The organism is Streptomyces sp. NPDC047869 (genome assembly GCF_040704065.1).
In the GTDB taxonomy this organism is placed as follows: domain Bacteria; phylum Actinomycetota; class Actinomycetes; order Streptomycetales; family Streptomycetaceae; genus Streptomyces.
Window position 1 is genome coordinate 33,787 of the sequence record NZ_JBEYRK010000022.1, and the last position, 12,512, is coordinate 46,298.

Below are 12,512 nucleotides of genomic sequence, written 5' to 3' on the forward strand. Positions count from 1 at the left end.
CGGTGAGAGCCGGGCCGGGAATCCTGGCGCCCCGGCGGTGTTGAACCCTGCGTGAGTGCAGTGATCGCCCGGACCAGGTTCTCCGTCCTCGACCGCTCCCGCATCCGCGCGGGGCGTCCGCCCGCCGAGGCGCTGCGGGACACCGTCGCGCTGGCACGGGAGGCGGAGGCGCTCGGCTACCACCGTTTCTGGGTGTCGGAGCACCACGGCGTGCCCGGCGTCGCGGGCTCCGCGCCGACCGTGCTCGCCGCCGCGGTGGCCGCCGCGACGCGCACCGTCCGGGTCGGCACCGGCGGGGTGATGCTGCCCAATCACCGGCCCCTCGTCGTGGCGGAGCAGTTCGGCGTGCTGGAGGCGCTGTTCCCGGGCCGGATCGACATGGGGCTCGGCCGTTCCGTCGGCTTCACGGACGGGGTCCGCCGGGCGCTCGGCCGGGACAAGGACGCCGCCGGGGACTTCGCCGCTCAGCTCGGCGAACTGCTCGGCTGGTTCGCGGGGACCTCCCCCACCGGGGTGCGCGCCCGCCCGGCCGAGGGGCTGCGGGTCCCGCCGTTCGTACTGGCCATGGGCGAGGGCGCGCGGATCGCGGCCCGCGCCGGGCTGCCGATGGTCATCGGGGACCTGCGGCGCCGCAAGCGGATGATGCGCGGCATCGACGAGTACCGCTCGCTGTTCCGACCCTCGCCCTGGGCGTCCGAGCCCCACGTCGTGATCTCCGGGACCGTCGCGGTCGCCGGGACCGCCGAGGAGGCGCGGCGGCTGCTGGTCCCGGAGGCCTGGGCCACGGCGTACTCGCGGACCCACGGCAGCTTCCCGCCGCTGGCCCCGGCCGGGGAGACCGAAGCGCGCGTGATGACCGCGAAGGAACGGGACCTCTACGAGTCGGCGCTCGCCGGTCACCTGGCCGGCACCGCCGACCAGGTCGCCGACGAGCTGGAGACGGTGCTGAAGGAGACGGGCGCCGCCGAGGTCCTCGTCACCACCAGCACGTACGACCGTGCCGCCCTGCTGGACTCCTACCGGCGGCTCGCCGCCCTGTTCGCGCCCGGCCGCTGAGGGCTCAGTCCCCCGCCGGGGCCGGGCGTTCCGCGCGGATCACCACCGACCCGTCGGCCGCGTCCACCACCGCCCGGTCGCCCGCGGTCAGACCGCCGGAGAGCAGCAGGTCGGCGAGGCGGTCGTCCACCTCGCGCTGGATGGTGCGGCGCAGCGGGCGGGCGCCGAAGTCCGGCTGGTGCCCGAGGTTCGCCAGCTGCTCCGCGGCCGCGTCGGTGACCTCCATGGTGACGTCCTGGGCGTGCAGCCGGCGCCGGGTGTGCTCCAGCAGCAGGTCCACGACCTGGCGCAGCTCGGTGCGTTCCAGGCCGCGGAAGACGATGATCTCGTCGATGCGGTTGAGGAACTCGGGCCGGAAGTGCTGCTGGAGCACCGGCATGACCGCCCCGCGCACCTTGGCGTCGTCCTCGGTGCCGGCGGCCAGGATGCGGTCGGCGCCGATGTTCGACGTCATGATGACCACGGTGTTCTTGAAGTCGACGGTGCGGCCCTGGGAGTCGGTGAGCCGGCCGTCGTCCAGGAGCTGGAGCAGGGTGTTGAAGACGTCGGGGTGCGCCTTCTCCACCTCGTCCAGGAGCAGCACGGCGTACGGCTGCCTGCGCACGGCCTCGGTGAGCTGGCCGGCCTCCTCGTGGCCTACGTATCCGGGCGGGGCGCCGACCAGGCGGGAGACGGTGTGCCGCTCCTGGAACTCGCTCATGTCGAGGCGGATCATGCGGCCCTCGTCGCCGAACAGGGCGGTGGCGAGGGCGCGGGCCAGCTCGGTCTTGCCGACACCGGTCGGGCCGAGGAACAGGAAGCTGCCGACGGGCCGGTTCGGGTCGCTCATGCCGGCCCGGGCCCGCCGTACCGCGCGGGCGACGGCGGTGATCGCCTCGTCCTGGCCGACGACCCGCTGGTGCAGGTGCTCCTCCAGCCTCATCAGCCGCTCCCGCTCCTCCTCGGTGAGCTGGGCGACCGGGATGCCGGTGGTGCGCGAGACGACCTGGGCGATGTCCTCCGCGGTGACCTTCGGGGCCTGCTCCTCCGCCTTGTTCGCGTCGGCCAGCTCGGCCTCGGTCTCCTTGATCCGGTCGTGCAGGTCCCTGGCCCGCTCGTACTCCTCGTCGGCGACCGCCTGGTCCTTCTCCCGGTTCAGTGCCGCGAGCCGGTCCTCGGCCGCCCGGGTGTCCGCGAGCGAGGTCCTGGCCCGCAGCCGTACCCGGGCGGCGGCCTGGTCCATCAGGTCGATGGCCTTGTCGGGCAGGAAGCGGGAGGTGATGTAGCGGTCGGACAGCTCGGCCGCGGCGACGACCGCCTCGTCGGTGATGCGCACCTGGTGGTGGGCCTCGTAGCGGTCGCGCAGTCCGCGCAGGATCTCGATGGTGTCGTCCACGCTCGGCTCGCCGACCAGGATGGGCGCGAACCGGCGTTCCAGTGCGGCGTCCTTCTCGATGTGCCTGCGGTACTCGTCCACGGTGGTCGCGCCGATCAGGTGCAACTCCCCGCGTGCCAAGGCCGGTTTCAGCATGTTGCCGGCGTCCATGGCACCCTCGCCCCCGCCGCCGGCTCCGACGACGGTGTGCAACTCGTCCAGGAACAGCACCAGTTCGTCGCTGTGCCGGCCGACCTCGCCGAGGAGCTTCTTCAGCCGTTCCTCGAACTCGCCCCGGTACTTGGTACCGGCCACCATGCCGGCCAGGTCCAGCGAGATCAGCCGCTTGCCGGCGAGGGTCTTCGGCACGTCACCGGCGACGATGCGCTGCGCGATGCCCTCGACCACCGCGGTCTTGCCGACGCCGGGGTCTCCGATCAGGACCGGGTTGTTCTTGCTGCGCCGGGAGAGCACCTCGATGGTCTGCTCGACCTCCTCGTCCCGTCCGATCACCGGGTCGAGGCGGCCGTCGCGGGCGTCCTCGGTGAGGTCCCGGCCGTACTCGTCGACGGTGGGCGTGCTGCTCGGCTCCTTGCGCTCGGCCGCGCTCTCGGCGGGCACCCGGGCCGGTTCCCAGCCGCCCTCGCCGAGGGCCTGCCCGGCCGCCGACTCCGGGTGGGCGGCGAGGGCGCGCAGCAGGTGCTCGGGGCCGATGTAGGAGGCTCCCTCAGCGCGGGAGACGCGGTAGGCGTCGAGCAGGGCGCGCTTGGCGGCCGGGGTCAGGGTGGCGGGCTCGCTCTTCGCGCTCGCGGCGGGGGCGGCGAGCCGTTCGCGAATTCGGTCGGGGTCGGCGCCCGCGGCGGTGAGCAGCCGGCGGGTGGAGTCGTGCTCGGTGGCGGCGGCCAGCAGGTGGCGGGCGTCGAGTTCGTCGCTGCCCTCGGCGGCGGCGATGTCCCTGGCTCCGGCCACCAGGTCCCGTGCCCGCTCGGACAGCAGGCTGCCGATGTCGACGCGCTGGGGCCGGCGGCCGGACGCCGCCGGACCGCCGGGCCCGCCGGTCCCGGGGAAGAAGCGGGACATCAGCCCGTCGAACTCCTCGAACGGACTGCGTCCGAAACCGAAACCGGGGGTGCTCATGGGCGGCCCTTTCCGCGACGGGCAGACATATGCCTCAAAATCGCATATATGCTTCAGGTATGCACGATATGGGGTGAAGACGCCCCGAGATGCGTTACCGGGCCGCGCCGGTAAGGCTTGGGGAGGAAGCCTCGACGACAAGGAGTGCCGACATGTCCTTCATGGACAAGATCAAGGGGATGCTCAAGGGCCACGAGGACACGGCCAGCAAGGGCGTCGACAAGGGCGGCGACTACATCGACCAGCGGACCGGGAACAAGTACCAGTCCCAGGTCGACACCGCCCAGGACAAGATGCGGGACGAGTTCGGCAAGCCTCAGGACCGGCCCCCGCAGACCTGACGAACGGGGCGGACTAACATCGCCCCGATGCACAGCCCCCATGATCCCCACGTCCGCGTCCGCGGTGCCCGCGAGCACAATCTCAAGGGTGTCGACGTGGACATCCCCCGGGACGTGCTGGCCGTGTTCACCGGCGTGTCCGGCTCGGGAAAGTCGTCCCTGGCGTTCGGCACCGTCTATGCCGAGGCGCAGCGGCGCTACTTCGAGTCGGTCGCGCCGTACGCACGGCGACTGATCCACCAGGTCGGGGCACCCCGGGTCGCCGAGATCACGGGGCTGCCGCCGGCGGTCTCGCTCCAGCAGCGCCGCTCGGCCCCGTCCTCACGCTCCTCCGTGGGCACAGTCACCAACCTCTCCAACTCGCTGCGCATGCTGTTCTCGCGCGCCGGGCGGTATCCGCCCGGCGCCGGGCGGCTCGACTCCGACGCCTTCTCGCCCAACACGGCGGCGGGCGCCTGCCCGGAGTGCCACGGCCTCGGCCGGGTGCACCGCACCACCGAGGAGCTGCTGGTCCCCGACCCCTCGCTGTCCGTCCGCGAGGGCGCGATCGCCGCCTGGCCGGGCGCCTGGCAGGGCAAGAACCTGCGCGACATCCTCGACGCCCTCGGGTACGACGTCGACCGGCCCTGGCGCGAGCTGCCCGCCGGGGACCGGGAGTGGATCCTCTTCACCGACGAGCAGCCGGTCGTCACCGTCCACCCGGTGCGGGACGCCGACCGGATCCAGCGGCCGTACCAGGGCACGTACACCAGTGCCCGCCGGTACGTCATGAAGACGTTCTCCGACACCAGGTCCGCGACCCTGCGGGCCAAGGCGGAGCGGTTCCTGACCAGCGCCCCCTGCCCGGCGTGCGGGGGCAGCAGGCTGCGGCCCGAGGCGCTGGCGGTGGCCTTCGCCGGCCGGACCATCGCCGAACTGGCGGCACTGCCGCTGACCGACCTGTGCGGGCTGCCGCACGACGGCACCGAGACCGCCCGCGTGCTCACCGAGGACCTGAACTCCCGGATCGCGCCGGTGGTCGAGCTGGGCCTCGGCTACCTCAGCCTGGACCGGGCCACGCCCACCCTCTCCGCGGGCGAGCTGCAGCGGCTCCGGCTGGCCACCCAGCTCCGGTCCGGGCTGTTCGGGGTGGTGTACGTGCTGGACGAGCCCTCGGCCGGGCTGCACCCGGCGGACACCGAGGCGCTGATCACGGTGCTGGAGCGGCTCAAGGCGGCCGGGAACTCGGTGTTCGTGGTGGAGCATCACCTGGAGGTGGTGCGGGGCGCCGACTGGCTGGTGGACGTGGGACCCGGCGCGGGTGAGCACGGCGGGCGGGTGCTGTACAGCGGCCCGGTGGCGGGCCTCGCCCCGGTGGCCGACTCGGCGACGGCCCGGTACCTGTTCGCCGGGCCGCCCGGTCCGGCGCGTGCGGTCCGCGAGCCCCGCGGCTGGCTGACGCTGGGCCCGGTGACCCGGCACAACCTGCGCGGGGTGACGGCCGCCTTCCCGCTCGGCGCGTTCACCGCCGTCACCGGTGTGTCGGGGTCGGGGAAGTCGACACTGGTCGGCGAGTTCACGGAGGAACAGGACGCGGTCGGCCGGCTCGTCCGGGTGGACCAGAAGCCGATCGGGCGCACTCCGCGCTCCAACCTGGCCACGTACACGGGCCTGTTCGACGTCGTACGGAAGGTGTTCGCGGCCACCGACGAGGCCCGGGCCCGCGGGTACGGGGTGGGCCGGTTCTCATTCAACGTGGCCGGCGGCCGCTGCGAGACCTGCCAGGGCGAGGGGTTCGTCAGTGTCGAGCTGCTGTTCCTGCCGAGCACGTACGCGCCCTGCCCGGACTGCGCGGGCGCCCGCTACAACCCGCAGACGCTGCGAGTGGACTACCGGGGGCGGAACATCGCCGAGGTGCTGGACCTGACGGTGGAGAGCGCCGCGGACTTCTTCGCGGACACCCCGGCCGCCGCCCGCAGTCTCGGCACGCTGCTCGACGTGGGGCTCGGCTATCTGCGCCTGGGGCAGCCGGCCACTGAGCTGTCCGGCGGAGAGGCCCAGCGGATCAAGCTGGCGAACGAGCTGCAGCGCGGCCGCCGCGCCCACACCCTGTACCTGCTGGACGAGCCGACGACCGGACTGCACCCGGCCGATGTCGAGGTGCTGATGGGCCGGCTGCACGGGCTCGTCGACGCGGGCCACACGGTGGTCGTGGTCGAGCACGACATGACGGTCGTCGCGGGCGCCGACTGGGTGATCGACCTGGGGCCGGGCGGCGGCGACCGGGGCGGGCGCGTCGTGGCGTCCGGGACCCCGGCCGAGGTGGCCCGGACCGAGGGCAGCGCGACGGCCGCCCATCTGGCCCGGGCGCTGGGCGGGGACACGGGGCACTGAGCGGCCGGTCGCCGGGTGTCAGGTGCTGAGCGGCCGAGGGCCGAACGTCAGGTGCTGAGCAGGCGGTTGAAGAAGGGAGGGCCGAGGTCCGGTGGCCGGCCGGGGTTCGGCGGCCCTGGCGAGGGCCCGCCGGTCGTGGTGACGGCCGGCCGGGATGAGCGGGCGCACCTCCACCTCGGCGACCAGGCCACGCGCGGATGCCACCCGCCACAGCGAGGCGAACAGGGTGTCCTCGCCGACGAACGCCGCCGCCGTGGCCGCCCCTCCCCCGGCGTCCCGATAGCTCAGGCGCACCGGCTGCACGGGCACGCGGGCGTCGAGCGCCGCCTGGAAGACGGCCCGGCGGAAGTGTCCCCGGGCGCCGCCGCACCAGGTACTGCCCTCCGGGAACACCGCGACGGCCGCACCGGCCCGCAGTGCCGCGCCGATCCGGGCGACGGTCTCCGGCAGGGCGCGCAGCCGGTCCCGCTCGATGAACAGGGCCCCGCCCCGCGCGGCCAGCCGGCCCGCCACGGGCCACCGCCGTATCTCGGACTTGGCGAGCATCCGGGCCGGACGCACCGCCGCGAGCAGCGGGATGTCCAGCCAGGAGATGTGGTTGGCGACCAGGAGGACGCCGCCCTCGGCGGGCGCGGAACCGGTGAGCCGGATCCGGACGCCCGCGGCCCGTACGACCGCCCGGCACCAGCTCCTGACCCAGCAGGCCGGGAACCGGCCGCCGAGCGGGGACAGCGCGATCCCCGCGAGCAGCAGGGCGGCGAGCGCGGCGAGCCGCAGGACGGCCCGGGGCGCGGCCACGGTGGGCCCGGCCGGCTCCAGGCAGGCGGCCGGGGTGCAGGGCGCGGTGGGCAGCCAGGCGCTCATCAGGCCGGCACGAGAGAGAGGAAGTGCCGCAGGTATCGCGGATTGACCCGGCGCATCGACAGCAGCACGTACAGATCGGCGACCCCGAAGTCCGGGTCGTCCGCGGGCTCACCGCACACCCAGGCGCCGAGCCGGAGGTAGCCGCGCAGCAGGGCGGGCAGTTCGCCGCGGCCGGCCGGCGCCGCGGCGGCCGGCACCCACGGCAGCAGCGGGCGTACCCGGTACTCCTCGGGCGCCAGGTGCTTGGCGCGCACCCGCTCCCAGGTGGCGGCGGCCTGCGTGCCGCCGTCGGCGAGCGGTACGGAGCAGCAGCCCGCCAGCCACTCGTGGCCCCGGTCGACCATGTAGCGGGCTATCCCGGCCCAGATCAGGCCGATGACCGTGCCGTCGCGGTGGTCGGGGTGCACGCAGGAGCGGCCGACCTCCACCAGCCCGGGCCGCAGTCCGTCGAGCGCGGTCAGGTCGAACTCGCCCTCGGAGTAAAGCCGTCCGGCGACCGCGGCCCGTTCCGGCGGCAGCAGCCGGTAGGTGCCGACGACCTGGCCGGTGACCGTGTCGTTGACGAGCAGGTGGTCGCAGTACGCGTCGAACGGGTCGACGTCGAGGTCCGGTTGCGGGCTGGTCAGCAGGGCGCCGAGCTCCCCGGCGAACACCTCGTGCCGCAGCCGCTGGGCGGCGCGGACGTCGTCCTCGTCGCGGGCGAGGGTGACGGTGTAGCGGGTGGGGGCCGCGGGCTGCGAAGGACGGTCGAGCGTGGTGACGCCGGTCATGGCTCACTCCCTGGTCACGGGCCGGGTCGGCAGCAGGGCAGTCCGGCGTTCCGGGCTGCCGCTCCTGTTCTTCCGATGCCGGTTGGCGTGTGTGTGACCGGTGGCGGGAGCGCGGGTGTGGGGTTGCTGAACGGCGCGGTGGAGCGTCCGGCCGGGAAAGCCAGACGGGGCCGGGATGAGCACCGTCCCCGGCCCCGCCCGTCCGCCCCTGTGCGGCGAACGTCCCGTGGTGCGCGCTACCGCTTGGCCGCCCTGCGGGTGGCGCGCAGCCACTCCTTGTTCATGCCGGTGATGGACATCAGCGGAATGCCCTTCGGGCAGGCCGTCGCGCACTCACCGGTGAGCGTGCAGCCGCCGAAGCCCTCGGCGTCCATCTGGGCCACCATGTCCAGCACCCGGGTCTCCCGCTCGGGCGCGCCCTGCGGCAGGACGCCCAGGTGGTTGACCTTGGCGGAGGTGAACAGCATCGCCGCGCCGTTGGGGCACGCGGCCACGCAGGCCCCGCAGCCGATGCACTCCGCGTGCTCGAAGGCGAGGTCGGCGTCCGGCTTGGGCACCGGGGTGGCGTGGGCCTCCGGCGCCGAGCCCGTGGGTGCCGTGACGTAGCCGCCGGCCTGGATGATCCGGTCGAACGCGGACCGGTCGACGACCAGGTCCTTGATCACCGGGAAGGCCGAGGCCCGCCAGGGCTCGATGTCGATCACGTCGCCGTCCTTGAAGGACCGCATGTGGAGCTGGCAGGTGGTGGTGCGCTCCGGGCCGTGCGCGTCGCCGTTGATGACGAGCGAGCACGCGCCGCAGATGCCCTCGCGGCAGTCGTGGTCGAAGGCGACCGGGTCCTCGCCCTTGAGGATGAGCTCCTCGTTGAGGGTGTCGAGCATCTCCAGGAAGGACATGTCCGGGGAGATGCCGTCCACCTCGTACGTGGACATCGCGCCGTCGGCGTCGGCGTTCGCCTGCCGCCAGACGCGCAGGATGAGCTTCATGCGTAGCTCCGCTGGGTGGGGTGGACGTATTCGAAGACCAGGTCTTCCTTGTGCAGGACGGGAGCCGAGCCGGTGCCCGTGAACTCCCAGGCGGCCGCGTAGCCGAACTCGTCGTCCCTGCGCGCCGCTTCGCCGTCGGCGGTCTGCGACTCCTCACGGAAGTGGCCGCCGCAGGACTCGGCGCGGTGCAGCGCGTCGAGGCACATCAGCTCGGCGAGCTCCAGGTAGTCGACGATCCGGTTGGCCTTCTCCAGCGACTGGTTGAACTCCTCGCCTGTGCCGGGCACCTTGATGCGCCGCCAGAACTCGTCACGGATCTGCGGGATGCGTTCCAGGGCCTTGCGCAGACCGGAGTCGGTGCGCGCCATTCCGCAGAACTCCCACATCAGTTCGCCGAGTTCGCGGTGGAAGGAGTCGGGGGTGCGGTCGCCGTCGACGGCGAGGAGCAGGTTGAGCCGGTCCTCCGTCTCGGCCAGCACCTCCTGCACCACGGGGTGTTCGCCGGTCACCGGGTCCTGGTGCGGGTTGCGCGCCAGGTAGTCGTTGATGGTGGCCGGGAGCACGAAGTAGCCGTCGGCCAGGCCCTGCATCAGCGCCGAGGCGCCGAGCCGGTTGGCTCCGTGGTCGGAGAAGTTGGCCTCGCCGACGGCGAACAGGCCGGGGACGGTGGTCTGCAGGTCGTAGTCGACCCAGAGGCCGCCCATCGTGTAGTGCACGGCGGGGTAGATGCGCATCGGCACCTCGTACGGATCCTCGTCGGTGATCCGCTGGTACATGTCGAAGAGGTTGCCGTACTTGGCCTCGACCGCCGCCCGGCCCATGCGCTCGATGGCGTCGGCGAAGTCGAGGTACACGCCCTGTCCGCCGGGGCCGACGCCGCGGCCCTCGTCGCAGACGTTCTTCGCGGCGCGGGAGGCGATGTCGCGCGGGACCAGATTGCCGAAGGACGGGTAGATGCGCTCCAGGTAGTAGTCGCGCTCGTCCTCGGGGATCCGGTTCGGAGGACGGTCGTCGCCCTTGGCCTTCGGCACCCAGATCCGGCCGTCGTTGCGCAGCGACTCGCTCATCAGCGTCAGCTTGGACTGGTGGTCGCCGGTGCGCGGGATGCAGGTGGGGTGGATCTGAGTGAAGCAGGGGTTGGCGAAGTGGGCGCCGCGCCGGTGGGCCCGCCAGACCGCGGTGGCGTTGGAGTTCATGGCGTTCGTCGACAGGTAGAAGACGTTGCCGTAGCCGCCGCTCGCCAGGACGACGGCGTCCGCGAAGTACGTGGAGATCTTCCCGGTGATCAGGTCCCGGGCGACGATGCCCCGGGCCCGCCCGTCGACGACGATCAGGTCGAGCATCTCGGTGCGCGGATGCATCTCCACGTTCCCGGCCGCGATCTGCCGGGACAGCGCCTGGTAGGCGCCCAGCAGCAGTTGCTGGCCCGTCTGGCCGCGGGCGTAGAACGTCCGGGACACCTGCACGCCGCCGAACGAGCGGGTGTCCAGCAGGCCGCCGTACTCGCGGGCGAACGGCACCCCCTGGGCCACGCACTGGTCGATGATCTCGACGGAGACCTGGGCGAGGCGGTGCACGTTGGACTCGCGGGCCCGGAAGTCGCCGCCCTTGACGGTGTCGTAGAACAGGCGGTGGACCGAGTCGCCGTCGTTGCGGTAGTTCTTCGCCGCGTTGATGCCGCCCTGCGCGGCGATGGAGTGGGCGCGGCGCGGAGAGTCCTGGTAGCAGAACTGGACGACGTGGTAGCCCTGTTCGGCGAGGGTGGCGCCCGCGGAGCCGCCGGCCAGACCGGTGCCCACGACGATGACCGTGTGCTTGCGCCGGTTGGCGGGGTTGACCAGCTTGGCCTCGAAGCGGCGCTTGTCCCAGCGCTCGTGGATCGGGCCGGCGGGCGCCTTGGTGTCTACGGCCGGTTCGCCGGTCGTGTAGTCGGTGTACGAGGTCATGATCAGCTCACCACTCCGGTCATCACGCCCACGGGTACGGCGATGAAGCCGGCCGTGAGCAGCAGCGCGAGGACGTTCGCGAGGGTCTTCAGGGCGCGGTCGCGGGAGCGGCTGCCGACGCCGAGGGTCTGGGCCGCACTCCAGAAGCCGTGCCGGATGTGCAGGCCGAGCGCGAGCATCGCGACGATGTAGACGACGTCGCCGTACCAGGTGGAGAAGGTGTCCACGACGTTCTGGTACGGGTGCCCCTGCTGGAAGCCGCCGGAGTGCACGGTGCCGGTGGTTAGGTCCAGCAGGTGCCAGACGATGAACAGGCCGAGGATGATCCCGCCCCAGCGCATCGTGCGGGTGGCGTAACTGGCCCGCGGCCTGCTGTGCGCGTACTTCACGGGCCGCGCCTTGATGTCCCGGCGGCTGAGCTGGTAGGCGGAGGTGGCGTGGGCGGCCACGGCGACGACCAGGACGACGCGGACGAGCCAGAGCGTCCACTCGTAGTGCATGAAGGGTTCGCCGACGGTGCGCAGCCAGTGGGCGTAGTGGTTGAACTCGCCCGCCCCGAAGTAGATCTTCAGGTTGCCGATCATGTGCGCGACCAGGTAGAGCAGCATGATCAGACCGCTGACGGCCATGACCGTCTTCTTGCCGACCGTGCTGTCCCACATCGTGCGCGCCATGGACGGCCGTCGGTCCGTCCGCGTTGCCAGAGCCATGTTCCGAAACGCTAGGGCCGAAGGAGCCGATCGGTCCAAGACATGGTCCGGTTTGATTCCATAGGCAACAGCTATCCTGGAGCCATGCAGTTCCAGCAGCTCCAGTACTTCGTGGCGGTCGCCGAGACCCGGCACTTCACCCGGGCCGCCGAGCTGGTCCACGTCGCCCAGCCGTCGCTGTCCCAGCAGATCAAGGCGCTGGAGCGGGAGCTGGGCGCGGACCTGTTCCTGCGCGCCCGGGGCAACATCACGCTGACCGACGCCGGTGAGGCACTGCTGCCGCTGGCCCGGCGGATCCTCGCCGACGCGGACACGGCCCGGCACGAGGTGCAGGAGCTGGTGCAGCTGCGCCGGGGACGGGTGCGGCTGGGCGCGACGCCGAGCCTGTGCACCGGACTGCTGCCGGACGTGCTGCGCGCCTTTCACGACCGGTACCCGGGGATTCAGCTGCTGATCGAGGAGGGCGGCTCGCACGACCTGGTGCGGCAGCTCGCCCGTGGCGCCCTGGATCTCGCCCTGGTCGTGCTGCCGCTGCCCACGCCGTCGCCCGCCCTGACCACGGTGGAGCTGCTGCGGGAGGACCTGGTGGTGGTGTCCTCGCCGGACGCGCGGCCGCCCGGCCGGGGCGCGCGGGTCGTCGACATCGCCGGTCTGGAGGGCGAGCGGCTGGTGATGTTCCGGCACGGGTACGACCTGCGGGAGCTGACCGTCGCGGCGTGCCGCTCCGCCGGTTTCGAGCCGGACTTCGCCGTGGAGGGCGGCGAGATGGACGCGGTGCTGGGATTCGTGCGGGCCGGGCTGGGGGTGGCCGTGGTGCCCCGGATGGTCGCCACCCGGGCCGGACGGGGGCTGCGGGTCACCCCGCTGGCCCGTCCGGGCCTGCACCGGACCATCGCGCTTGCCCACCGCAGCGACGTCGCCCCGCCCCGGGCGGCCCGGGAGCTCCAGCGGATGCTGCTGGAGCGGTGAGCGTTG

Annotated in this window: 10 protein-coding genes; 4 read left to right on the plus strand and 6 right to left on the minus strand. The window is 72.8% G+C overall.

Annotation, left to right across the window (positions count from 1 at the left end; genetic code table 11):
* Positions 1-51 precede the first annotated feature (51 nt).
* Entirely contained in the window at positions 52-1,056 is a 1,005-nt protein-coding gene (locus tag AB0924_RS25755; protein ID WP_358936970.1) for an MsnO8 family LLM class oxidoreductase, read from the plus strand.
* A gap of 4 nt (positions 1,057-1,060) precedes the next feature.
* On the opposite strand, the gene AB0924_RS25760 is transcribed toward AB0924_RS25755, so the two are convergent.
* On the minus strand, positions 1,061-3,547 hold the full coding sequence (locus tag AB0924_RS25760) for an AAA family ATPase (protein WP_366912640.1): 2,487 nt from the start codon (positions 3,545-3,547) through the stop codon (positions 1,061-1,063).
* Between the two features lie 152 nt (positions 3,548-3,699).
* On the opposite strand from AB0924_RS25760, the gene AB0924_RS25765 reads away from it, so the two are divergent.
* On the plus strand, positions 3,700-3,888 hold the full coding sequence (locus tag AB0924_RS25765) for an antitoxin (RefSeq protein ID WP_358936974.1): 189 nt from the start codon (positions 3,700-3,702) through the stop codon (positions 3,886-3,888).
* A gap of 27 nt (positions 3,889-3,915) precedes the next feature.
* The gene (locus AB0924_RS25770) at positions 3,916-6,261 is read left to right on the plus strand and encodes an excinuclease ABC subunit UvrA (RefSeq protein WP_358936976.1); all 2,346 of its coding nucleotides are present in this window, start codon (positions 3,916-3,918) and stop codon (positions 6,259-6,261) included.
* A gap of 18 nt (positions 6,262-6,279) precedes the next feature.
* On the opposite strand, the gene AB0924_RS25775 is transcribed toward AB0924_RS25770, so the two are convergent.
* The 5 genes from AB0924_RS25775 to AB0924_RS25795 all read right to left on the minus strand — a co-directional run bounded on the left by AB0924_RS25775 (position 6,280) and on the right by AB0924_RS25795 (position 11,501).
* Positions 6,280-7,125 carry a lysophospholipid acyltransferase family protein gene (locus AB0924_RS25775; RefSeq protein ID WP_366912641.1) on the minus strand — a complete coding sequence of 282 codons (846 nt, stop codon included), beginning with the start codon at positions 7,123-7,125 and terminating at the stop codon, positions 6,280-6,282.
* Entirely contained in the window at positions 7,125-7,895 is a 771-nt protein-coding gene (locus tag AB0924_RS25780; protein ID WP_366912642.1) for a GNAT family N-acyltransferase, read from the minus strand. Before AB0924_RS25780 ends, AB0924_RS25775 begins: the two co-directional genes overlap by 1 nt.
* Positions 7,896-8,131: 236 nt before the next feature.
* Positions 8,132-8,881 (minus strand): succinate dehydrogenase/fumarate reductase iron-sulfur subunit, encoded by a 750-nt coding sequence (locus AB0924_RS25785; RefSeq protein ID WP_366912644.1) that lies wholly within the window; start codon positions 8,879-8,881, stop codon positions 8,132-8,134.
* Entirely contained in the window at positions 8,878-10,827 is a 1,950-nt protein-coding gene (locus AB0924_RS25790) for a fumarate reductase/succinate dehydrogenase flavoprotein subunit (protein WP_358936984.1), read from the minus strand. The genes AB0924_RS25785 and AB0924_RS25790 overlap by 4 nt, the downstream gene beginning before the upstream one ends.
* Before the next feature lie 2 nt (positions 10,828-10,829).
* A complete protein-coding gene (locus AB0924_RS25795; protein ID WP_358937051.1) occupies positions 10,830-11,501 on the minus strand; it encodes a succinate dehydrogenase in 672 nt (223 codons plus the stop codon).
* Positions 11,502-11,621: 120 nt separating this feature from the next.
* Here AB0924_RS25795 and AB0924_RS25800 point away from each other — a divergent pair, with 120 nt between their 5' ends.
* Positions 11,622-12,506 (plus strand): LysR substrate-binding domain-containing protein, encoded by an 885-nt coding sequence (locus tag AB0924_RS25800; RefSeq protein ID WP_358936986.1) that lies wholly within the window; start codon positions 11,622-11,624, stop codon positions 12,504-12,506.
* Positions 12,507-12,512: the final 6 nt, after the last annotated feature.